The organism is Rothia sp. 11273D007AR (assembly GCF_053547255.1).
This window is the reverse complement of the sequence record NZ_JBPPWJ010000002.1, coordinates 171,367-193,173: the sequence shown is the minus strand read 5'-3', so window position 1 is coordinate 193,173 and position 21,807 is coordinate 171,367. Positions and strand designations below refer to the sequence as shown.

The window sequence follows — 21,807 nt, the reverse complement described above, 5'->3', positions numbered from 1 at the left end:
GCAGGCGGAGGGGATATACCCACCGCTAGGTAATGGTCTTAGTCTTAGAGGGCGGCGAGCGCTGCCTCGTAATCAGGTTCGGTGGTGATTTCGTCGACCAGCTGGGTGTAGATGACCTCACCAGCGGCGTTGATGACCACAACGGAGCGAGCCAGCAAGCCGGCCAGGGGCCCGTCGGTCATGGTTACGCCGTAGTCTTCGCCGAAGGAGTCGCGGAAGGCGGACGCTGATACAACGTTCTCAATGCCTTCGGCACCGCAGAAGCGGCTCAGGGCAAAGGGCAGGTCCTTGGAGACGCACACGACGGTGGTGTTCTCCAGCTTGGATGCTTCTTCGTTAAATTTACGGACGGACGCGGCGCAGACGCCGGTGTCGATGGAGGGGAAGATGTTAAGCACCAGGTTCTTGCCCTCGAATGAGTCTGAGGTGACGGTGTCGAGGTCGGTGTTCACCAGGGTGAATGCGGGTGCTGTGGAACCTACGGCGGGCAGGTCGCCTACGGTCTGTACGTCGTTGCCTTCTAGATGTGTAGTAGCCATAGTTGTATTGTGGCGTAGGCAACCTGCCCTGTGCAAGGTGTTGCGCTGTGCGGGGAACCGCCGGTCTAGTCAGGGACGCGCGGTTCGCTAAACTGATACGCAGCTATCCTTCGCACTTTAGGGAGATTTCGTGTCTACAACCCATCCCGCTGATTCCCATCAGGCTATTCGTATTACCGGTGCCCGCAATAACAATCTCAAGAATGTTTCGGTTGAGATTCCTAAGCGCCGTCTGACGGTCTTTACCGGTGTGTCGGGGTCAGGTAAGTCCTCTTTGGCTTTTGGTGTGGTGGCGGCTGAGTCTCAGCGTCTTATTAATGAAACCTATTCGGCTTTTGTGCAGGGTTTTATGCCGCATCAGGACCGGCCCGATGTTGATGCGATTGAGGGGCTGACCAGCGCTATTATCGTCGATCAGGAGCGTCTGGGGGCTAATCCGCGTTCTACCGTAGGCACGGCAACTGACGCTCTGCCCATGCTTCGTATGCTCTTTGCCCGGGTCGGTACCCCTAATCTGGGCTCCCCTACAGCTTTTTCTTTCAACCAGGCAACTGTTCAGGGCACCGGGGCTCGTCAGGTAGGTGACGGTAAGGCCGAGCACGTAACATTCTCCCGCACCGGCGGTATGTGTAACCGCTGTGAAGGGCTAGGCCGCACCAGCCAGATCGACCTCAACGAGCTCTTTGATAAGAACCTCACCATGGAGGACGAGGGTTTCTTCAAGGTGCCCGGTTTTTCTGCCAGTGGCTGGTCAGCCCGTCTCTACAAGGAGTCGGGGCTCTTTCCCACCGATGTTCCGGCTAAGGACTTCACCGAAGAGCAGCGTGCCGATTTTCTCTATAAAGAGCCCACCAAGATGAAAATTGCGGGTATCAACATGACCTATGAGGGTCTGGTTCCCCGCATCGAGAAGTCTATGCTGTCTAAGGACAAGGAGGGCATGCAGCCCCATATCCGTGCCTTTGTTGACCGGGCGGTCACTTTTGTGCCCTGCCCCGACTGCGGTGGCACCCGGCTTTCTCAAGCGGCTCTGGCGTCAAAGGTCAAGGGCGTGAACATTGCGGAGCTCTGCGATATGCAGGTCACCGATCTGCTCGCCTGGGTTCGGGAGCAGGATATCCCCGAGGTCGCTCCCCTACTCGGGGCTCTTGAACATCTGCTTGACTCCATGGTCACTATCGGCCTGGGCTACATTGCTCTCTCCCGTTCAGCATCTTCGCTCTCAGGTGGCGAGGCCCAGCGCGCCAAGATGGTACGCCACCTGGGTTCCCCGCTCACCGACGTCACCTACGTTTTCGATGAGCCGACCGCGGGTCTTCACCCCCACGACGTCACCAAGATGAACGAGCTTCTGCTGCGCCTACGCGACCGCGGCAACACCGTGCTGGTGGTTGAGCATAAGCCCGAGACCATCGCTATTGCCGACCACATTATCGATATGGGCCCGGCCGCCGGTTCCGCCGGCGGCACCGTGGTCTACGCTGGGGCCTTCGAGGGGCTCAAGCAGGCAGATACCGTCACCTCCCGCCACTTCTACGACCGGCAGGGACTTAAGGACGCCGTCCGCCCGGCTACCGGAGCCCTGCAGGTTGCTCACGCAACCCGCAACAACCTCAAAAATGTTTCTGTAGCCGTGCCCACCGGCGTCCTGACCACCTTCACCGGCGTTGCCGGGTCTGGCAAGTCCTCACTGATTACCGAGCTCCTGGAACAGCACGCAGATAGCGAAGAGCGCATCATCTACATTGACCAGGCATCCATTAAGGGGTCGCGCCGATCCAACCCGGCCACCTACACTGGCCTGCTCGAACCTATCCGCAAGGCCTTCGCCAAGGCCAACGGAGTCAAGCCCGCCCTCTTCTCGGCAAACTCCGAGGGAGCCTGCCCCGAATGTAAGGGCACCGGCGTGCTGGAAACCCAGCTGGGATTTATGGAAAAGTCCACCGCTATCTGCGAAGCCTGCGAAGGAAAGCGTTTCTCCCCCGGCGTGCTCGAATACCGACTGGGCGACAAGAACATCAGCGACGTTCTGGCCCTCTCCGCATCCGATGCCCTCGCCTTCTTTAGCGCCAAGGAAACCAAGCTGGCCGCCGCAACGAAAATCTTGCAGCGCCTGGTCGATGTAGGCCTGGGCTACATCACCCTGGGTCAGCCCCTCTCTACCCTCTCAGGCGGTGAGCGCCAGCGTATCAAGCTAGCCACCCATATGGCAGAACCCGGTGGAATCTACATCTTCGACGAACCCACCACCGGCCTGCACCTGGCCGACATTCAGCAGTTCCTCACCCTGCTCGACCAGCTGGTCGACGCCGGCACCACCGTGCTCTGCATCGAACACCACCAGGCAGTCATCGCCCATTCTGACCATATTATTGACGTTGGCCCAGAGGCCGGCCACGGTGGCGGTACAATCGTATTTGAGGGCACCCCCACCGCCCTCGCCGCCGCCGGTACCCTCACCGGCGAGCACCTAGCGTCCTACCTAGCGTCATAAAACCCCGCCGCACCACGTCATAAAGGCGTTCTCCCACGAAAAAAGACAGGGGGCGACGCCTGTAACCACACCATCATCTAAAGTAAAACTGTGCCAAAACTCATCAACCACGAAGAACGAAAACAAGAAATCGCCCAGGCGGTCTGGGCGGTGCTAGCCCGTGAAGGCGTCCGCGGCGTATCTGTGCGAACCGTAGCCGCCGAAGCTGGCATCTCTACAGGCTCTCTGCGCCACGTCTTCCCCTCCCACGAAGAGATGATGCAGTTCTCTCTCGACTATGTAGGCAAGCGCTTCATTAGGTCCCTCACCAGCCGCACCTTCAACTACGAGCTGATTTACAGCCTCGAAGAAATCTTCACCGAGCTCTCCCCCGTCTCTGAGGACGGTAAGCTCTTTATCACCGTGGTTGCGGGCATGCTGGCCGATGCTTCAACGATTCCCGGTATCGCCAAGATTCTGCAGTCCCACGAAAAGGACTTCCTCTACGCCTACGGCTTCCTGCTCAGCCAGCTACGGGCCCAGGGCTTTGTGCGCGACGATATCGATATCGACCTAGAGGTAGAAAAGCTCGTAGCCCTGCTGTGGGGTATCAACTGCCTCTACCTGCTCACCGACGGTGAAGTCAGCGACGAAGAGCTCATGGCCCCCATGCTCACCCACTTCGAGACCCTGCTGGAAATCTTCACCTACCCCGAAGAGCAGGACCTCGACTACTTCAGTCAGGAGTTCTTCAGTGCCTAAGCTCATTGACCACGACGAACGCAAGAAAGTCATTTCCCAGGCGGTCTGGAAGCTCCTCAACGAACGCGGCGTCAGCGCTATCACCATTCGCAACGTGGCAGCCGAAGCCGGTATTTCCACCGGTTCCCTGCGCCATTCCTTCGACAGCCGCGTCGAACTGGTCACCTACGCCCTGGAACTTATCGGTGTAGAGACCGAGGCCAGTATGCGGGCGGTATCGGTACAGGGGCAGGACGTGCTCAACACCGTCAAGATTCTTGAGCACTTCATCCCGCTCACCCCGCGCTCCCGCGCGGTTTCCCGCATCACCCTGGGAATGGTGGCCGAGCTACGCTCCACCCCCGAAATCAAGAACGTCTCGGTAACCAGCCTAGAGCGCATCCGCACCCTCTTCTACGACATGCTGATGCACCTCGATGAAGCTGGCCAACTCAAGGCCGGAACCGACGTTAAGGTACAGGCTAACCAGCTCGCCATGCTCAGCTACGGCCTAACCACCAAGGCTATTATCGGCGGCAAGGGTTCAGACCCGGTCAACCTCAGCTACATCTTCCGGTCCAGCATCAACGAGCTCCTGGTACACCCCGTGCCCTATGCGACCCAAGAAGATATTGACGAGTTCGTTGCTCTATCGGAGGGCGTTGGTGAGCTCGCTACTCCTGAAGAGAGCACAGAGGAAGACTAGAAGCGAAACAAACTTATAGCGAAGCTGCTTAAATACAACAGCGGGCGGAGCCAGAACCGGTTCCGCCCGCTGCCCCTTTGGATTCTTACTCGGTGCGCCTACTACCAGGCAAAGCCGATAGAATCCTCAATTTTCTTCACGAAGTCAGGGTTGGCGTCGTCCACCAAGATAGCGGCGTGCATCAGCTCGTGCCCGTTATCCAGAGTAAAGATGTAGCCGGGAGCGTTACTCGAAGCGAAGCGTACCTCTGAACGGATGACGTTCACTCCGTCCTCGCGGGTGTAGTTGATAGTTTCAACGGTCTCATTGATAGACCAGGCCGGGGTAAGGCGGGTGACGATTTCTTTTTCGACCTCATCAGCACTACGGTCTTGCTCATCATTGTAGGGGGTGCCTACCATGAAACGACCCGCAGCATCGTCAGCACTACGGTAGTGGGTGTACTGGTAGATGAAAATTTCTGCCTGGGATGGGGTGGCATCCTGTACGTAGTCCTGGGGTACGAAGAAGGTCACGCCGTTCTCGGCAAAGACGGTACCCGGGAAAGGATCCTCGGGGGTCGGCTCAGGAGTCGGTTCCTCGGTGGTGGGTTCGGGGGTCGGCTCAGGAGTGGGCGTTACGGTGGTTGCCTCAACGGTGGGGGTAGGGCTGGGCGATGCTGAACTAGGGCTTGCTGAAGCGGTCTGCGGGTCAACGCGGGTAATCACTTCTTCCTGCTGGCAGGCGGTGAGAGCCAGCAGGGCAAGGCTAGTGAACAGGACGACTGATTTTCTGGTCATGGTTCCTTCACAGGGTAAGGCATGGTGTGCGGCTTTTAATTCTAAAGAGCACCGTCGAGACTGCCCAGTGAAAACCTAAAAATGTGGGCAAGATACCGTTACTTTCCCCGCGTGCTGCCTGCCTGGCTGCTGGGAGGGGGCAGCGGGCGTCCGCTCCCTCCGGCAGGATTTAGGACGCCTGCGCCCGACCTTCCAGCGCCTTTTTGGCTTTGGGGTAGAGCAAGGCAATCATGATAATGCCGAGCAAAATCACCGGGATGTGGCTGGCCATGGCCCAGCGGAAGGCCTCAAGGGTATAGGTGTCGGGGGTACCGGCGCCGAGACTGTCAAGAATCAGGCCGATCAGGAACACGGTGGTGAGGGCCCCTACGAAGCCACCCATATTGGCGATGCCTGTGGCCAGGCCCCGCTGGTGCTGAGGCACATGCGAACGCACCACCTCAAAGGCCGCCATGGACACCGGGCCGTTGATACCCAGGGTGACAGCCGCAGCGTACACCAGGGCGGTGGGGGCAATACCGGGCCAGAAGAAGATGAGGGACCACAGGCTGAGGTTGAGCAGGCTGCTACCCACCGCAATATGCACCCGGTAGGGAGAAAAGCGGGAGAGAATCGAGCCGGTGAAGAACCCGGCAATGACGATGGAGGCTACCACTGTGCTGACGATGCCCGAAGCCAGGGCCCGGCTATAGCCCAGGCCCCCTGTCAGGAAGGGCATGCCCCACAGCAGCATGATAGAGAAAATCATGGAGGCCGTCACGTAGTGCACCCAAAAGGCCAGGCGCACACCGGGGTAGGCCAGCACCTGCCTGATAGAGGCCACAAAGCCTGAGCCCGAGGCCGTGGGAAGCATGGGCAAAGAGTCTGTGACGGGGTAGGGGTGGTCGGTACGGGCCCGGTTGGCTTCTTCATGGCTAGGGAGCGGACGCCGGGCGGACGCGCTCCCCCGTCCGCGCCGGGCCCGGTGGCCCAACCCCTGGGCTACGGTAGCCCTGCCGGGAGCCGGCCTGAGCGTGAATAGGGCCAGGATCAGAAGGCAAGAACCGATAGCTGCGAGAACGGTAAAGCCGCCCTGCCAGCCCAAGGCACCCACCAGGGTGACCAGGGGTGTGACGGCAACCAGCTGACCCATCTGGCCCATATTGGCGCTAATTTGGTTGACCACCGGGATCTGTTTAGGGGTAAACCAGTCTGAAATCAGACGGATGAGGCTGACGAAGATACAAGCGTCCCCGCTACCCACCAGCACACGCGCCAGCAGGGCTAAGGGAACAGTCTCGCTCTGGGCCAGGAGAAACTGGCCAGCCGTCATGAGGGTCAGGCCACCGGCAATCAGCACCGGCGCTCCCTTACGATCAAGCAGGGCACCTACCGGCACCTGACAGCTGGCGTAAACCACCAGTTGCAGCATGATAAACAGGGAAATAGCCGTGGCTTCCACCCCGAAGTGGGTTTGGGCAGTGGCCCCCAGCGCCGAAAAGGAACTGCGGTTAATAATGGAAAAGACATAGGCGGCTATAGCCACCGCCCACACTAGCCATTTCATCGGAGGACCACTGCTTTCAAGAGATTAGTTGCTCTTTTTGACCACGGAGGACTTGAGGTACATCTGGCCCGCGCCGGGCACCTTGGCCTCGATGTCGTGGCCGTTGACAGGGCTTTCGAGCAGGCGGATACCGCGCACCTTGGTGCCGGCCTTGATATCGGCACCGCCCTTGACCTTGAGGCCCTTGGTGATGGTCACAGAGTCACCATCAACCAGCTCGTTACCGACGGAATCGAGCACCTTGGAACCGGTTTCTTCTGCTGCGGAGTCTTCGCCTTCTGCCCATTCATGTCCACACATGGGGCAGACCCAGAGGTCTCCCTGCTGGTAGGAATATTCTTCAGAGCAGGCGGGGCAGGCGGGTGCGGGGGCATCAGACATGGAAAGCTCCATCGGTTAGGTAAAAATTTTGGTCGCTCTCATTATCCCAGAAAGGAAGGCAAAACCTCCCGCTCCTCGGACTGGAAGGAGCGGGAGGTTGTGGAAGTGTATCTAGAGGGCTTACTTGGTGGGAGCGGGGCCTTCGTCGTTCATGTCGGTAGCAGGGTCTGAGACAACATCGGCAGGGGCCTCATCGACCAGCTTCTGGGCCTTCTTATCAGCCTTCTCGGCTTCCTTTTCAGCTTTCTTGACAGCCTTCTCAGTTTCTTTTTCGGCCTTAGTTTCTGCCTTTTCAGCCTGCTTTTCGGCCTTAGCCTCGGCGCGGGCGTCCTTGGCCTCTTCAGCCTTTTCCTTGGCCTTTTCGGTACCAGCGGTGGCTGCTTCTTTAGCCTTTTCGGTACCGACTACAGCTGCTTCCTTGGCCTTTTCAGCAACAACGGGAGCCTGTTCCTTGATGGTTTCTTCGGCGGTCTTGATGCCGTTCTGTACCTTGGGGTCGTTCCAGATGTTGGTGGCCTGGGTCTTGATCTTTTCGTACTGGCCGCGGCCTGCACGGGCACCCAGTACGTAGCCGATACCTGCACCGGCGATAAACGCTAGACGTGCTTTCATGATAAACCTTCTTTCATCAGGTAGCTTGGTATCCACTATTGTGCCAAAAGCATACTTATGAGCGGTAGACGACACACCGTACACGCACCTAAGACGCCATCGAAAAAGTGCAAGTGCCCCGCACTTTTCACGGGGCACTTGCACTTTAAAACAGGCTCTTACTTCCTTTCCCCCGGTAGCTGCTTTTGCGCCTCCAGCTCGAAGATCGGGTCATTCTTTTTCTCGTCTACAGGAAGATTCATTACGGTCGCCAAGATATCTGCTAGCCTACGAGCCTGAGATAGGTTCTCCCCAGAAGTAATCCACCGATCAAAATCGACCTGGAAATTTTGATCCTTTGTGATGATATGCAGCTGAGGGTCACGAGACTTTCGTTCATCTAAACGCACATAGCGAATATCGGCCAGGGGGTGAAGCTCACCCACTAGCCCCTTCTTCCGCAAATCTCCGTAGCTCACAATAAAGAAGTCTGTCTCTGTGATTCCCAAGTATGAGTTGGTGAATCCCTCATTAACATCCGCAAAAGCCAGCAACCGAGTCCCAGGAGGCAAGGCCCACCGAAGAATACGATAAAGTGACTCTTCAACTTCCTGATTAAATACGGTGAAACTTGGTTCTGGTTGTGCTGGCGCACGGTAAGCTTTTCCAGCTAGCGCTGAGACTGCTTGGGCTAATGATTCCGCCTTGTCAGCTGAATTTAGGCTGCGTCGCCCCTTTCCAAAAGGTATACGAGCCAGCCCTCCCTCTGGGGTAAGTTCCTTAATCAGATTCAGCTGTTGAACGAGTGTACTCAACAAGTTCTCAAGTTTTTTACGTGATTCCTCATATTCATTCTCGGTAGTAGCCAGAACAGTTTCTAACAGGTCATATGCACTCTCATCTAAGCTAATATGCGCCGACCGCAGCACATTCCAGCGATGTCTCGTCCATTCGGCCAACAGAAGACCATTAGCGTCATTGAGTATGGCTTGTTCGTTAGCTTCAATGTAGCTTCTCTGCTCATCTATATTTGCTGACAAGGCTGAGAGGTGCTTTTGTACGTTATTTGAAAAAAGCTCACGGCTTTTAATAATTTCTGATTCTTTGCCTTGGATAGGCCCAAATATATGCCCTGTTACCTGGCCAACCGAGCGTGCTTCATCAAGAGCTTTTGAAACTACCTTATCTAGGGAGATGAGCGTTGCCCACCGGTCTTCTTGGGTGGCTTGGCGAATCTCGTTAATAGCTTGCCTAGTTAGTTCAAGATTTTCATCAAGTTTACGGTTAATTGTTGCAACCTGATTGGCAACTCCAGCTAATGCCAGGGTTGGCAACATTCCAGGACCGGTGAGTAGAGCAGCCGTTTCGGGTGGAAGAGCGGTCCACTGTAGCGAGGCACCGATGCTACTTCCCTTCATGAGGGAACCGTAATTAACCAAACCATTTGTCATCGGAGCCATGGTTTCCAGGTCTTTCAAGGTCTTGGGGGTAAGCTGAACCAGCCCCTGCAAGACAGCCCCGGTCTGGACGAATTGGCTACCTATACTTCCGGCGTTGAGAAGCATCGATAACCCATCAGTAAGTCGCGCATTAGTCTCATTATTGAGTAAGTCAAATGACATGGTTTCTAGCCCAGCCACTGAATCTTTAGAGTATAGGGCAGCAATACCGGGACGTAACTCAACAAGAGCAATTTCAGCTGCAGTTTGCAGATTCCGCTCTTGATCGCTCTCTTCTTCAGACATACCGTTTCCTCCTGTAAAAAGGTTTTTTTAAAGTCCTTTAGGCCAATCATATATGACTAAAAACTTACAAAAAGATCCACATGCATTGGGAACAATTCACAAGGTATTATTCAACCTCATCTGACGGTCATTCTGTTGTCTCTCTCAAGGGCCAGTTGTGGACGAATACCTCTGCGCTACCTCTGTGTATGCCAGGTTGCTGTCTCACTAAGCTGTGCCCCGACTTTTCGCCCCACTTATCTCAAAACCTCACCGCGGCAAACTATCTTAAACACCCTTCCCCCGCCATGCGTCCGCACACGTACCCAAGACACCATCGAAAAAGTGCAAGTGCCCCGCACTTTTCACGGGGTACTTGCACTTTTCCGAGGGTAAATCTGGTTTGGAAGCTAGACGTTGAAGCGGAACTCCACCACGTCGCCGTCCTGTTCAAGAACCTCCAGGCTTTCTAGGCAGTGCTTCAGCGGTGGGAGATAAATCCTAACTACTTCAAAAACCAGTTCAATGTCCACTCCAAAATACTCATGAACCAGTATGTTTCGCAGGCCACGAATCTGTGGCCATGGATTCTCTGGATAAGCTTCGGTTAGGGTCCCCGGGAGCGTTTTCACGGCGTCACCAATAATCTGTAGATTCCGTTCGATTGCATCCTCACCCATCCTCGTTAGACGAGGTTCAGAAGAAATAAGCTGAACATAGTCTTCACAGTTGCTGATAGCGCGCAAGATATCTTCGATGCGCTGACTCACTAGTCTTGCCATAGGGGAACTGCCTCGGCCAGGGCCTGCTGGGATACTTGATTTTTGAGGAGCTGAAGAGGAAAAATATCGACCCGCTGAGTACCCAAAAGGTTACGGGTTTCCTCCATAAGACCAGCTGCCCGCATCAAGACGTTACCATCAGCGGGATCCATCTCTACCAGAATATCTAAGTCGCTCTCCGGGCCAGCAGTACCCCGGGCGACCGACCCGAAAAGTTGCGGGTTATAGGCACCGTATCGTTCCAGCAGCTCTGTGAATGGCTGCCAGTGGGTCTGAAGTAAAGACCTATGCTCTAGGCTTTCTCTGCTTAGACTTCTAGTGCTCATACCCACAGTTTACCTATCCACTTCTGAGAAAAGATAGGGCTTTTATTTTCTATAAAAGCGGCCGGTAGCTCCTTCCAGGGAGCAACCGGCCATCAGAATATCAGAGGCTACAAAGCTAGACGTTGAAGCGGAACTCCACCAGGCACGGTTCATAGATTCACAAAACCCTATAAAATCAACGAACTAAGCATATCACGACCCCCAGTGCCACAAAGAAATGCGGCACACCGACCCACACACATGACCAAGAAAGTCCTCCAATGAACACACCCGCCAAGCTCATGACCCTCATCGCCACCACCTCCCTGCTCTTGACCGCATGCGGTGGAGGCGGCAGCACCTACGCCAAACCCAACGACATCAAAGACCTCTTGAATGAAGATGGCTTTACCTGCAAGACCCTTGATTCTGAAAGCTATGACAAGGAAGAAGCACCTCTAGCTCAATATGACGCGGGTGAAACAGCTTCATATATCTGGTCATCGTGTGAAATCACCGATGATTCCGCCCCTTATGCAGGCGCATCGCTCTCTATCCGAGTCGCAGAAAATGAAGGCGATTCCGCTGAAGATATCTACAAGAACCCGACCGCCAAGGATTCCAGCGGAACCTACTACGTCGTTGAAGGTAAGAATTGGGTTCTGCTGCCCTCCAGCGATGGAGAAGAGTGGAAGGTATGGATGGAGCGGGCCAACAAAGCTCTTGGCGGCGATCTTGTGACCTACCAGGACTGGAACGGCAAGTAAAGACTTCGATTTCACTCCAACCGCAGCGGGCTGTTCGTGCGACTGTATCGCGCGAACAGCCTTTAGCACTTAAACTAGGCCTTGAACCCCGCAACACAACCATTGGAGCCCACGACTTATGAGCCAGCGCCGCAGCCACAAGGTCCTCAACGGCCTGGCCACCATCTACTCCCCCACCGACAACAAGGGCTGACGAGTGGCCTTCCACGACCCAGTTACCCGCAAACGTCGCATCCTGAGCGCCACCAGCAAAGAAGCAGCCCTAGCTAAGGCACGGGAGGGTCTGGGTATCTGGGATGAGACCCAAGAGCTCAAGCAACTCACCCCACCCACCGTTGAAGCTGCCTTCGAGCAGTGGCTGGAGGCTAAGTCATCCGGCTGGGTTGCCCGGACGGTGGAGGTCTACCGCTACCGTTACCAGGGTGCTCTAGCTCATCTGGGGCAGAGTCCAGTAACCTCAGTGCGACCGAGCGACCTGCACGATATCGCCCAGGGGCTCAGCAGGGAACAGGGGCGACGACTAAAAACACTGGTCAGAGGGGTTTTCGATACGGTTCAGGGGTGGACAGGGCGGCCCGGCTCCCTCTATGCCGATGCAATCCGGCTGTCTGGTAGCCGCTCCGATGATACACCCAGGGCTGTCGAGCGAGTCCAGGTACCCTCTACCCAGTGGGTCAGCGGGGTGATTGATTGTGCTTATTCGACCTGCCAGCTTCACCCTGCCCTAAATCACGGGGTGGAGGAGATTGACCCGATAACGGGGGCCCACCATCACCTTGAAGCGATGGGCTCTGTTGGTAACGACACCTGGTTTATGGAGCAGGAGCTGCTTGATGGGGCGCCTCAGGAGTTGATTGATTCGATGCGCCGAGGTGTTCCAGCCCACTACCGGCGCCGCGAAGAACGAGCAGCCCAAGAAACATTAGAGATAGCCTCCCGCTTCCGTCAGGTGGCCTTGATAACAGCCTTGGGGGCCTCTGGAGCCCTGCGCATCGGGGAAGTTTTAGCCCTGCGGCCTCGCCATCTTTTCGGCCCCTGGGGGCAAAACCAGGTACGACTAGTCGATGAGGCCATGCATACCGTGCTCGGCAGAGAGCTTTTTGATGGGGTGGAGCTATCAGGCAGCGAGCAGCTGGGTGGAAGATTACTGCCAGGCTATCAGGGTAGGGTCCTGGTCCAGGAGCAGGTTAGCCCTCTCTCAACGGGCCGGATGAACATCACTGCCCCGAAGATGGGTAAAGAGAGGACCGTCTACCTCTCCCCTTTGCTCTATCCGGCCTGGGACTCCTCGCGCCGAAGCTTACGCCAGCTGCTGAACGACCCTGCCATCATTGAGCGGCATAGGCTCGATGGCTTTGAGGTGTTTGATGCGGCCAACCGTGAGCAGTCCCTGTGGTCGATGAGTGAGGCTGATGCGCTTAAGCTCTGGCAGGCTGGATTCATTCCCGTGGGGTATCTGCTGCATGACCGTCTGAGGGAGATATGGCGTCAGTCTCAGGGAGATGTCAGGCTCTGGTGGGATGCCCTGCTCTTCCCCACGAGGAATAAGGCGCGGCAGCGGGGTGAGGGCCCGCTCTTTCCTCAGCGCTGGCCTCATCGTACCGAAGTACCCTTCGGTAGCTATCAGCACCCCGGTAATCTGACCCGGCGGTATATCGCCCCACTGTATGACTATGTTAGTGAGGTCACTAATAACTACCCGGGATATCGGGGTACCAGCCGCCAGGGCTGGACCCATCACGGGCTGCGTCATTGGGCGATTTCTCAGTGGCTGTCTCGAGGGGTTCCGCTGCCGCAGGCCTCGAAGCAGGCCGGGCATGCTCAGAAACAGTTCACGCTGGCGCGGTATGCCTGGGCGATTGAGGATGAGCTGACCGTCAGGGGGTTCGAGCCCTAGGGGTCGGTGGTTGGGGTGCGGTTCTGCTCCGCTGGTGGACCATTGTGCCACGGCCCTTCCCCTACGGGCTGCCCCGCCGGGCCGTGCATGGTTCCACCTATCGCGGAGCAGGGCCCGCTGTGAGCTACCCCCACGCAGGCGCATGTGATGTTCACCACAGTTTCTATACAGTATTTAATTAAGCGGTGATGAGGCGGTGAGTTCCTGGACCCGGCAGGCAGCGCGGGCGGGGCTCACGTAGTAGCTTCTACCGCGTTCGATGATGTCCCCTCCGATGCAGAAGGTACCGACGGTGCTCAAGGTCCCATCGGGGTTGCGGCTGCCGCCGATGGTGGCGGGGTTGTAGTCATCGGGCCCGTGGGTGCATCCGGGGATGGCCATCTCGGCATCGGTGGATGTTGCCACCGACATGCTTATTCTGATGTCGAAGTTGGAGCGGGCTGCTGTGGGCAGGGCAGTCGCTGAAAGCTGCTGGGTGACCCATAGGAGGCTGATGCCAGCAGAGCGGGCCCGCTGCGACAGGTCAATCAGGGCTGCCTCAGCAGACTCGTACAGCTTCTTCTCGGCACACTGGCCTCGGGTGACGACGGTGAGCTCATCGAAGACGAACAGAATGGGCGGCCCGTGTTGCTGAGGAGACCAGCAGCTTGCCCCACTGCGGGCAACCCTCTCCTGCCTACGTCTCATGAGCTCTTGCAGCTCTGTGAGCATATCCCCGATACGGTGAGGGTCACTTTCGTAGCGGGCAGCAGCAGGGGCGGCAAAGCGCAGTTCGGTCTGCTTCGGGTCGGCCAACCATACGGTGAACCCGCAGGCTAGAGCGTGCAGGACCAGCTGAGTTACCGGCGAGTTCTTGCCTGAGCCGGAGCGTCCGGCAACACTGATGCGTACCCCGCCGTGGGCCCCGGCATAGAGGGGCAGGCTCACCGGCTGCCCGAGTCGGTTGATGCCGATGGTGCAGGGGGATGATGGTGAAGATGTAGCAGGAAGGCTGAGAGTCGGTGCCTGCTGCCCCAGTGGCTGGGCTAGCAGGTCAACGAAGGAGAGGATGGCGTGCACCTGCCCGTCGAAGGGGCTGGGGTCGGCGATGGTGGTGATATGAGCCTTCAAGTCTGAGGCCAGAACCGGCAAGAAGGGCAGAACGTCGGCATCAGCGTAGCCTGGTGCTGACTGTAGAGTCAGGCGGTAGATTCCCTCAACCTCACCAGCGTGCAGCGTGATGGCCTTGCGATGATCAAGTACCCCGGTTCGGTAGCCTTGGGCCGCTTGCTGGATACGGTGACGCAGCCACCAGAGCTTAAGCCGCTTAGCTTCAAGCATGAGCGCCCCGACAAAGAGGAGCAGGTGCGCTGCTGATGCTGCACCGAGAAGAATCGCTTCGAAGAGAGTTAGGTTTAAGGACACGAGGGCCAGCAGGCAGAGGCTGGCACCCAGGAGGGCCAGGCAGCTTAGCGGCGCTGCCACGCACAGGCGTAGCAGCACCCTGGTTAGGGTAGGCCAGGGTGCTGCTGGAGCTGAGTTCTGGTGTGGCTGTTCTGCCTTGGTTCTCATGCCTGTGCTTCTGTTGTTCCCACGGCCAGGAGGTTGAGGTCAGCTTCGAAGTCCTGTAGGAGGCAGCGGAGCTGATGCAGCCTAGCGTGAAGGTCCTGGGCCTGCTGTGGGGTGGGTAGCTGGTAGGTATCGAGGGTGCGGCGCACAGCTCCGGGGTAGCTCATGAGCTGGCGGGCGATGGCATCCCAGTGAGCTCGGGCCTGGTCCGTTAACTCGGCCCTGCTGATGTGGGCGTTATCGGCAGCGCAGATGATTGCGCTCTTGGTGCTCATTACCCTCACCCTACTTTCCCTCGGTCTTGGTAAAGGCCTTGACCGGGGCGGGCTGATTCTCCCCCAGGGAGGTGATGCTGAAGGAGAGGTTGCCGAAGACGGCCAGGCTGAGGCCTTGGACTTGAACGGGGGTTTCGATGGGGTAGCCGGTGGGCTGGGTGGGTGAGGCCATGGTGACCTTGGTGGCAATGGGGGCGGGAACACCGGGGATGATGACGCGGGCAGGGATGTTCCAGATTTGGACTCCCTGCTCATCCTTCTTGAGCTCGTTGGTCTGTTCGAAGTCACCGCTAGCTGTCTTTCTGTAGATATAGGCGGGGGTGGCTTCGGCGACGGGGGTGATGACCAGTGATGAGGCGTCGATGGAGAGTTGAGGCACAGTGAGTGCTTCCTTTCTGAATTCAGGGGTAGTGCCAGCGGGGTTGCTGACCTGGTTTCACCGTGCAGTGGGGGCCTTGGCTGTCCAGATATTATGAGTGATGTGCATCACTTTGTGGCTCGTGAGGATTTTATTTATTGGTCAAGCCCGGACGGCTGCGCCGCCGGGACCGGTGCCCGGCTCGCTGAGTCTAGCCCCTGGCGGGGCGCCTCAGTGAGCCGGTCACCGGCTTCACGTTCGGTGCGGCAATCTCACCCAGATGTGGGCTGCCACCCCGGTGCGCAGCTGTCTGATTCTGCGGCAGGTGGTCTCAAGCTCAAGGCTCACATCATTAATCTGCTGGTAGGTAGCCCCGATGTGCTGGGCTAGTGCCTGGTAGCGGGCAGGGTCGGTGAGCGCCTGGGCCTGGAGGCGGTGAAGCTGGCTCAGGGAGCTGAGGGTTCGGGCTAGCTGGTGGGTGAGCGCTGCTGCCTGTCGCTCTAGTGCGCGAACCTTGTGGCGGCCCTGGGCTTCAAGGGCTTGGTGGAGGGCGGCGCGGGCAGCGGTGAGCTGGGCTTGGGCGGTATCGAATGCCGGGCCGGGGGCGCTGTGGCGTGCTGCTTCTTTCTGGGCTTGGCGGTAGTCAGTGCGGGCCTGGTCATAGAGGCGGTTGCGGTAGTTGGCACGCAGCTGGCTCTTGGTGACCGGCCAGCGGGAGGAGACGGTGCAGGAGCCGGTGTGCCCGTGACTGGTGACTAGCTTGCGCAGTTTGAGGCGGATGGAGCGCAGTAGGCTGTGGCCTTCTTCGCTGAGGAAGCGGCCCTTGCCGTGGGAGTCGGTGAGGTAGTTGATTAGGAAGGTGTGCGCTGGCCGGCTGGGTGTCAGGGCCTTGGCGAGGCTGCCGTGGCGCAGCTCAGCGATGAGTGCATCTGCGTTCAGTCGGTTAAACTTGGCTGATCGTGGCAGGACGGTTCCGTTGGTGTCAAAAAGTAGGAAGTCAGCGGGGGTGATGTTATCTAGCAGTTCCCAGCTGGTGATGGTGGGGATGGCATCAAGGACCTGGTAGAGGTAGCCGAGGTTTTGGCAGCTGGGGTAGATGGGGGCGCGGTGGGTGATGGTGTCGTTGAGTTCGTCGATGAGGGTGCGCCCAGCAGCGAGGGTTACAGCAGTAGCGGCCTCATGTTCAATCGTGGCGGTTTCGTGCTCGATGCGGTGGGTGAGCCAGGTGGTCATGCACTGGGTGAGGTAGGTGTCAGCTAGCAGGGCGAAGGATTCGTTGGCTAGACGCTGGAGGTGTCTGCGGTTCTTGTGCGCACCGGGCTGGGAGGTGGTGGTGCTCTTGTCGAGGTCTTTGACCAGGTAGGTCAGGGCTTTGGAGAGATATGAGGCCTTGCGGGCGTAGGACTGTGGGTCTGCCTGAGCATCGGAGTGCAGGTTGATGACCTGGGCATCTATTTGGGTGCCGAAGTTGATGCGGGCGGGGATGCGCAGGGTAGAGGAGCTTGCTGGAGGGAGTCCTAGTTGGGTGCGGCGGTGCTGTACCTGTGGTGCAGTAGCTAGGTTCTGTAGGTTTGGTGGAACGGTTGTGCCGGTGAGGTTGAGGTTTTTGATGCGGCTGGCGAGGTCTTCGGCGGTGGGTAGGGTGGGTAGGAGGGTGGGGTTGAAGCTGGAGGCCTCGGGGACAGAGAGAGTGATGAGTAGGTGGTAGTGGCCAGCGCCTCGGGTCTGGATTTCTCGTGAGCCCCGGTAGCTCAGGCGGTAGCCTGCTTGCTGCCAGTCGGCGGTGGCTCGGTGTAGGGCCATGTTGAAGGTGCGCATGAGCTCAGGTTCGCAGGCTGAGGTGATGATTTGGGCGCCGTAGCGGTATTGGCGGGGAAAGCGTGGGGCGTGGTGGGAGATTTGGCCGAAGGACCCCATGGTCAGGGTCAGAAAGACGGCGAGGGGTTGGGGCAGGTTGCTGGCGGGCTCTGGCAGGGGTGGTTGGCCTGCTTCGAGGATGGCTCGCTCGGTGATTTGGTAGCGGTAGGCGCACGATGGGCAGGTTTCGCTGAATCGGCTTCCGCAGCGGGTCTCGGTTTCCTGGCCGGTGCGGGTGTTGATGAGCTGCTGGGGGTTGGAGCAGGGTTCATCGAGTAGGGGGTTGCGGGTAGCAGGTGGGGTGCTATGATGAAGCGTGTACATACTCTTACCGTGAAAATCTCGTTTAGATGTGCAATCTTCGTTGAAATTTTCAGGTCAGATGTGAGAAACCCGAGAGGCGGCCAGGCCTCTCGGGTTTTGTTGTTGTACGCTATGTGTGTGCCACAGTTTTGCCGCAGGTAGGCTTCTTCTACCGCCGTTTGTGGCAGAAAAACCCTATTCTGACTAGGCGTTTAAACGTTAAATCTAAACTCCACCACGTCGCCGTCCTGCATGATGTAGTCCTTGCCTTCCATGCGGACCTTGCCGCGGGCCTTGGCCTCGGCCATGGAGCCGGCATCGTCCAGGTCAGAGAAGGAAACAACCTCGGCCTTGATGAAACCGCGCTCGAAGTCGGTGTGGATGACGCCAGCAGCCTGGGGGGCGGTGTCGCCCTTGGTGATGGTCCAGGCGCGGGTTTCCTTGGGGCCTGCGGTCAGGTAGGTCTGCAGGCCCAGGGTGGAGAAGCCGACGCGGGCCAGCTTGTCGAGGCCGGACTCGTCCTGGCCACTCATCTCTAGCATTTCGCGGGCCTCTTCTTCAGAGAGCTCAACCATGTCGGCCTCAAGCTTGGCGTCCAGGAAGACGGCCTCAGCGGGGGCGACCATGGCGCGCAGTTCAGCCTGCTTTTCCTCAGAGGCGAGGACGCCCTCGTCCGAGTTAAAGACGTAGATGAAGGGCTTGGAGGTGAGCAGGTTCAGCTCCTTGAGCAGGGCCATATCGATCTTGGCTTCTTCGTACTTAGAGATCAGGGTGTCGCCCTGTTCCAGTACGGCCTGGGCCTTCTTGTATTCCTCAAGCTGGGCGGGGTCGCCCTTCTTGATTTTGACGGCCTTTTCCAGGCGGGGAATAGCGTTTTCCAGGGTCTGCAGGTCAGCCAGTACCAGCTCGGTGTTGATGGTTTCCATGTCGCTGGCGGGGTCTACCTTGCCGTCGACGTGGATGACGTCGGGGTCGTCGAAGGCGCGGACGACCTGGGCGATCGCGTGGGCCTCGCGAATGTTGGCGAGGAACTGGTTGCCCAGGCCTTCACCCTCGGAGGCGCCGCGAACGATACCGGCGATATCAACGAAGGAGACGGTCGCGGGCAGAATGCGCTCGGAGCCGTAGATTTCAGCCAGGCGGGCCAGGCGCTCGTCGGGCAGGTTAACGACGCCCACATTGGGTTCGATGGTTGCGAAGGGGTAGTTCGCTGCCAGGATGTTGTTTTTGGTCAGTGCGTTAAAAAGGGTCGACTTGCCGACGTTGGGCAGACCCACAATTCCAATAGTTAAAGCCACGGTTTCTAGTTTACAGGGGTAAGTCAAGCGAGCGCGGGAGCGTCAGTGAAGCCCTGCAAGCGGTGCGGACGCCCGCCACCGGCAGGTAGGTTAGGCAGTTTCCCCTCACCCACCTCTTGTTACCTAGAGCACAGTGTTTTATGCTGGTCAGCATGACAGTAGCGCAGTTTTCGCCCCGGGACATCAGCATCCGCCCCATCAACATTGATTCCGATACCGACATGGAGCAGCTCAATGCTCTAGAGTCTGCCTGCGAGGAAAAGCTCTACGGCTTCCCGTTAACTACATCAGTCGAAGAACGGCGGGCTATTCTTGCCCCCTCCAGCTACTACGAAAACCACCGCTGGGTTGCCGAGGTTCAGGGGCAGATTCTCGGTATTGTGCTGGTTTCGCTCCCCCTCAAAGAGAATCTAGACGGCCTGAACTTCCTTCTCGCCGTCCATCCCGAAGCTGAGGGGCGGGGCCTTGAAGAGGCACTTACCCGCCATGCCCTAGCCGAGGCTATCGAACCCAGCGGACGCACCCACATCACCTACTACGGCTACCTCATGCAGGATGACAACAAGGACGACCCCGCCCTGCCCATCAACAGGGTTGCGGCCCTTCTGGGCTTGGAACCTAAGAATTCTGCTATCACGAGAATCGCTCCCCTACCGCTTCCCGCAGACCTTGTGCAGGAGGCTGAACACAAGACAATAACCGATCCTGCCTACACCTTCGAGGTTTGGGAACATAAAATTCCCGAACAACACCTAGAGTCAGCCGCAGCTGCTTACCACCAGCTAGAGGTAGATGAACCCATTGGAGAAGTCCGCCGGGAGGCTTCAAACTTCACCCCTGAGCGTCTGCGCGAGATAGAGGAGAAAACCCATGCATCAGGAGAAGAACTGATGTATGCGGCAGCCCTACACCAAGGAAAAATTGCAGCGATAACGGCTTTGACCTATCCCACCGATACACGCAATGCCTCAGCCTGGCAGGAATCCACCGTGGTCATGCCAGAGCACCGCGGTCTTGGCCTCTCCCGCACCCTCAAGGTGCTTAGCCATACCCGACTGCCGGCATCCGCACCCCACATTCGGCAAATTATTACCATGAACTCGGCCGTCAACCCGGCCATGATCAAGGTTAATGAGGAGCTGGGCTACCGGCCCGTCTGGGAAGAAATCTGCTACCAGAACTAGTGGCTAGCCCCGCCCAGGTTGAGCACTAGCACCCCGGCAACAATCAGGGAAATACCCACTACCTTCACTAGAGTGATGGGCTCCCCCAGGAAGACCGCACCGATGGCGACGATGGCAGCGGTGCCCAGCCCCGACCAGAGGGCATAGGCCACCCCCACCGGAATGTCCCGCACCGCCAGTGACAGCATGAAAAAGGCAAAGCCATAGCCGGCCAGACAGCCCAGGGTAAACCAGAGTTTGGTGAACCCCTCGGTGTATTTCAGCAGGGTGGTGGCGATGAGCTCCGAGCCAATGGCGAGTGCGAGAAAGAGGTAGGGCATAGGCCCATTCTCCATGGCTCGTACAAAAAAGGCTAGAATAATAAGTACACGTATCTCACAACGATGTGACTCTAGGAGTTTTTGTATGTCTCACAAGGGCAGCAACGAATACACCGATGTCTCCACCGCAGCCATCGAAATGGGCGACGCCGCAACCCGGGCCCCAAAGTGGAACCGCACCGACACGGCCTGGACCATTAGTCTCTTTGGCACAGCCGTCGGCGCGGGCATTCTCTTCCTCCCCATCAACGCGGGTGCCGGTGGCGTCTGGCCGCTACTAGCCGCCACAATTCTCATCTGGCCCATGACCTTCCTGGCTCACCGGGGGCTCTCCCGCATGGTTTCTGCCAGTTCCAAACAAACCGCTGACATCACCGAGGTCGCCGAAGAATTCTTTGGCCGAGGCTTCGGCAAAATCTTTACCCTGCTCTATTTCCTCTCCATCTACCCCATTCTGCTGATTTACGGTGTCAGCATTACCAATACGGTTGATTCCTTTCTCACCAACCAGTTTGGGTTAGAACCCCTACCCCGTTGGCTCCTCGCAGCCCTGCTGGTCGGTGCCATGAGCGCCGTCATGATCATCGGCCAGAAACTCATGCTCACGGTCACCCAGTTCCTGGTCTACCCCCTCATTCTGGTGCTCGCCGTGCTCACTCTCTACCTGATTCCTCACTGGTCGCTGGACGGCTTTAGCCAGGTACCTGCCCCGGGTAACTTCTCCATGACCCTCTGGCTCATGCTGCCCGTCCTCGTCTTCTCCTTCTACCACGCAGCGGCTATCTCCCAGTTCTCGGTTGCCATGCGCAAGCAGTACCGCGGCTTCGCTTCAGTCAAGGCCTCCCGCGTGCTACGAGTAACTTCTATTATTTTGACCCTCTTCACCATGGGCTTTGTCTGGTCCTGTGTGCTGGCCATCGGTCCGGACGGCCTCGCTGAAGCCCGCGCTTCCAACCTCCCTATCCTCTCCTACCTGGCCAACGAATTTGACGCCCCCTTCATCAACTGGCTCGGCCCCATCGTAGCCATCGCTGCCATCGTCTCCTCCTACTTCGGCCACTGGCTCGGCGGGCACGAAGGAGCGGCAGGTATCGTCCGTAAAAACTTCGACCCCGAGAAAAAACGCATCAGCGACAAGGCCCTCAACGCGGCAATCAACGTCTTCATCGTTGTCACCGTCTGGGTCGCCGCCGTACTGAACCCCAGCGTCCTCTCCCTCATCGAATCCCTAGTCGGCCCCGTTATGGCCCTGGTGCTCTTCATCGTGCCCATGTGGGCCATCCACAAGGTACCGGCCCTGGCCCCCTACCGCGGCAAGCTCTCCAACATCTTCGTGGTGACTTCAGGTATCGCGGCCTTCTCAGCCGTCGTCTACGGCCTGATTCCCAGCTAACCAGCCCCACAAGAAAAGGCCCCCGTGCGGGGGCCTTTTC

21 protein-coding genes are annotated in these 21,807 nt (G+C 57.9%); 7 read left to right on the top strand and 14 right to left on the bottom strand.

Translation table 11 applies throughout. From position 1 onward, the window contains the following. Positions 1-44: 44 nt before the first annotated feature. The gene (gene tpx, locus ACED88_RS02030) at positions 45-539 is read right to left on the bottom strand and encodes a thiol peroxidase (RefSeq protein ID WP_449108556.1); all 495 of its coding nucleotides are present in this window, start codon (positions 537-539) and stop codon (positions 45-47) included. Positions 540-669: 130 nt separating this feature from the next. On the opposite strand from tpx, the gene ACED88_RS02025 reads away from it, so the two are divergent. From ACED88_RS02025 to ACED88_RS02015, 3 genes are all read left to right on the top strand, one after another. Then, the gene (locus ACED88_RS02025) at positions 670-3,033 is read left to right on the top strand and encodes an ATP-binding cassette domain-containing protein (protein WP_449108555.1); all 2,364 of its coding nucleotides are present in this window, start codon (positions 670-672) and stop codon (positions 3,031-3,033) included. Positions 3,034-3,123: 90 nt separating this feature from the next. After that, a complete protein-coding gene (locus tag ACED88_RS02020; protein WP_449108554.1) occupies positions 3,124-3,774 on the top strand; it encodes a TetR/AcrR family transcriptional regulator in 651 nt (216 codons plus the stop codon). Further along, positions 3,767-4,459: a TetR/AcrR family transcriptional regulator gene (locus ACED88_RS02015; protein WP_237199214.1), complete on the top strand. Its 693-nt coding sequence runs from the start codon at positions 3,767-3,769 to the stop codon at positions 4,457-4,459. Before ACED88_RS02020 ends, ACED88_RS02015 begins: the two co-directional genes overlap by 8 nt. Before the next feature lie 101 nt (positions 4,460-4,560). Here ACED88_RS02015 and ACED88_RS02010 read toward each other — a convergent pair whose 3' ends face one another. From ACED88_RS02010 to ACED88_RS01980, 7 genes are all read right to left on the bottom strand, one after another. Continuing rightward, on the bottom strand, positions 4,561-5,238 hold the full coding sequence (locus ACED88_RS02010; protein WP_237199213.1) for a hypothetical protein: 678 nt from the start codon (positions 5,236-5,238) through the stop codon (positions 4,561-4,563). Positions 5,239-5,407: 169 nt separating this feature from the next. Then, the gene (locus tag ACED88_RS02005; protein WP_449108553.1) at positions 5,408-6,784 is read right to left on the bottom strand and encodes an MFS transporter; all 1,377 of its coding nucleotides are present in this window, start codon (positions 6,782-6,784) and stop codon (positions 5,408-5,410) included. Positions 6,785-6,808: 24 nt separating this feature from the next. Then, entirely contained in the window at positions 6,809-7,165 is a 357-nt protein-coding gene (locus tag ACED88_RS02000; RefSeq protein ID WP_423817624.1) for a zinc ribbon domain-containing protein YjdM, read from the bottom strand. A gap of 120 nt (positions 7,166-7,285) precedes the next feature. Continuing rightward, positions 7,286-7,777: a hypothetical protein gene (locus ACED88_RS01995; RefSeq protein ID WP_449108552.1), complete on the bottom strand. Its 492-nt coding sequence runs from the start codon at positions 7,775-7,777 to the stop codon at positions 7,286-7,288. A 158-nt stretch (positions 7,778-7,935) separates the two neighbouring features. Continuing rightward, a complete protein-coding gene (locus tag ACED88_RS01990) occupies positions 7,936-9,501 on the bottom strand; it encodes a hypothetical protein (protein ID WP_449108551.1) in 1,566 nt (521 codons plus the stop codon). A gap of 389 nt (positions 9,502-9,890) precedes the next feature. After that, positions 9,891-10,250: a HepT-like ribonuclease domain-containing protein gene (locus ACED88_RS01985; protein ID WP_449108550.1), complete on the bottom strand. Its 360-nt coding sequence runs from the start codon at positions 10,248-10,250 to the stop codon at positions 9,891-9,893. Then, positions 10,250-10,588 carry a nucleotidyltransferase family protein gene (locus ACED88_RS01980; RefSeq protein ID WP_237186050.1) on the bottom strand — a complete coding sequence of 113 codons (339 nt, stop codon included), beginning with the start codon at positions 10,586-10,588 and terminating at the stop codon, positions 10,250-10,252. Before ACED88_RS01980 ends, ACED88_RS01985 begins: the two co-directional genes overlap by 1 nt. A 260-nt stretch (positions 10,589-10,848) precedes the next feature. Here ACED88_RS01980 and ACED88_RS01975 point away from each other — a divergent pair, with 260 nt between their 5' ends. Next, positions 10,849-11,334, top strand: a complete 486-nt coding sequence (locus tag ACED88_RS01975; protein WP_449108549.1) for a hypothetical protein — start codon at positions 10,849-10,851, stop codon at positions 11,332-11,334. 196 nt (positions 11,335-11,530) lie between these two features. Then, positions 11,531-13,231 carry a hypothetical protein gene (locus ACED88_RS01970; RefSeq protein WP_449108548.1) on the top strand — a complete coding sequence of 567 codons (1,701 nt, stop codon included), beginning with the start codon at positions 11,531-11,533 and terminating at the stop codon, positions 13,229-13,231. Positions 13,232-13,405: 174 nt separating this feature from the next. Here the strand turns inward: ACED88_RS01970 and ACED88_RS01965 are convergent, their stop codons facing one another. The 5 genes from ACED88_RS01965 to ychF form a co-directional block, all read right to left on the bottom strand. Beyond that, on the bottom strand, positions 13,406-14,782 hold the full coding sequence (locus ACED88_RS01965; RefSeq protein WP_449108547.1) for a hypothetical protein: 1,377 nt from the start codon (positions 14,780-14,782) through the stop codon (positions 13,406-13,408). Beyond that, positions 14,779-15,054, bottom strand: a complete 276-nt coding sequence (locus ACED88_RS01960) for a hypothetical protein (protein ID WP_449108546.1) — start codon at positions 15,052-15,054, stop codon at positions 14,779-14,781. The genes ACED88_RS01965 and ACED88_RS01960 overlap by 4 nt, the downstream gene beginning before the upstream one ends. Before the next feature lie 10 nt (positions 15,055-15,064). Next, entirely contained in the window at positions 15,065-15,433 is a 369-nt protein-coding gene (locus ACED88_RS01955) for a hypothetical protein (RefSeq protein ID WP_449089957.1), read from the bottom strand. A gap of 231 nt (positions 15,434-15,664) precedes the next feature. Beyond that, positions 15,665-17,593, bottom strand: coding sequence for a replication initiator (locus tag ACED88_RS01950; RefSeq protein WP_449108545.1), 1,929 nt, complete (start codon positions 17,591-17,593; stop codon positions 15,665-15,667). 191 nt (positions 17,594-17,784) lie between these two features. Next, complete coding sequence (gene ychF / locus ACED88_RS01945; RefSeq protein ID WP_237188077.1) at positions 17,785-18,870, bottom strand: redox-regulated ATPase YchF; 1,086 nt, start codon at positions 18,868-18,870, stop codon at positions 17,785-17,787. A 152-nt stretch (positions 18,871-19,022) separates the two neighbouring features. Here ychF and ACED88_RS01940 point away from each other — a divergent pair, with 152 nt between their 5' ends. Beyond that, positions 19,023-20,054, top strand: a complete 1,032-nt coding sequence (locus tag ACED88_RS01940) for a hypothetical protein (RefSeq protein ID WP_449108544.1) — start codon at positions 19,023-19,025, stop codon at positions 20,052-20,054. Here ACED88_RS01940 and ACED88_RS01935 read toward each other — a convergent pair. Beyond that, on the bottom strand, positions 20,051-20,374 hold the full coding sequence (locus tag ACED88_RS01935) for a DMT family transporter (protein ID WP_449108543.1): 324 nt from the start codon (positions 20,372-20,374) through the stop codon (positions 20,051-20,053). The genes ACED88_RS01940 and ACED88_RS01935 overlap by 4 nt on opposite strands. 85 nt (positions 20,375-20,459) lie before the next feature. Between ACED88_RS01935 and ACED88_RS01930 the strand changes: the two genes are divergently transcribed. Next, on the top strand, positions 20,460-21,767 hold the full coding sequence (locus tag ACED88_RS01930) for an amino acid permease (RefSeq protein ID WP_449108542.1): 1,308 nt from the start codon (positions 20,460-20,462) through the stop codon (positions 21,765-21,767). Positions 21,768-21,807 lie beyond the last annotated feature (40 nt).

What these genes read in the sequence shown, in the direction of transcription:
- tpx (WP_449108556.1), bottom strand. Translation starts at nt 539, where the DNA reads ATGGCTACTACACATCTAGAAGGCAACGACGTACAGACCGTAGGCGAC.
- ACED88_RS02010 (WP_237199213.1), bottom strand. Translation starts at nt 5,238, where the DNA reads ATGACCAGAAAATCAGTCGTCCTGTTCACTAGCCTTGCCCTGCTGGCT.
- ACED88_RS02005 (WP_449108553.1), bottom strand. Translation starts at nt 6,784, where the DNA reads ATGAAATGGCTAGTGTGGGCGGTGGCTATAGCCGCCTATGTCTTTTCC.
- ACED88_RS02000 (WP_423817624.1), bottom strand. Translation starts at nt 7,165, where the DNA reads ATGTCTGATGCCCCCGCACCCGCCTGCCCCGCCTGCTCTGAAGAATAT.
- ACED88_RS01995 (WP_449108552.1), bottom strand. Translation starts at nt 7,777, where the DNA reads ATGAAAGCACGTCTAGCGTTTATCGCCGGTGCAGGTATCGGCTACGTA.
- ACED88_RS01990 (WP_449108551.1), bottom strand. Translation starts at nt 9,501, where the DNA reads ATGTCTGAAGAAGAGAGCGATCAAGAGCGGAATCTGCAAACTGCAGCT.
- ACED88_RS01980 (WP_237186050.1), bottom strand. Translation starts at nt 10,588, where the DNA reads ATGAGCACTAGAAGTCTAAGCAGAGAAAGCCTAGAGCATAGGTCTTTA.
- ACED88_RS01975 (WP_449108549.1), top strand. Translation starts at nt 10,849, where the DNA reads ATGAACACACCCGCCAAGCTCATGACCCTCATCGCCACCACCTCCCTG.
- ACED88_RS01965 (WP_449108547.1), bottom strand. Translation starts at nt 14,782, where the DNA reads ATGAGAACCAAGGCAGAACAGCCACACCAGAACTCAGCTCCAGCAGCA.
- ACED88_RS01960 (WP_449108546.1), bottom strand. Translation starts at nt 15,054, where the DNA reads ATGAGCACCAAGAGCGCAATCATCTGCGCTGCCGATAACGCCCACATC.
- ACED88_RS01950 (WP_449108545.1), bottom strand. Translation starts at nt 17,593, where the DNA reads ATGTACACGCTTCATCATAGCACCCCACCTGCTACCCGCAACCCCCTA.
- ACED88_RS01940 (WP_449108544.1), top strand. Translation starts at nt 19,023, where the DNA reads ATGACAGTAGCGCAGTTTTCGCCCCGGGACATCAGCATCCGCCCCATC.
- ACED88_RS01935 (WP_449108543.1), bottom strand. Translation starts at nt 20,374, where the DNA reads ATGCCCTACCTCTTTCTCGCACTCGCCATTGGCTCGGAGCTCATCGCC.
- ACED88_RS01930 (WP_449108542.1), top strand. Translation starts at nt 20,460, where the DNA reads ATGTCTCACAAGGGCAGCAACGAATACACCGATGTCTCCACCGCAGCC.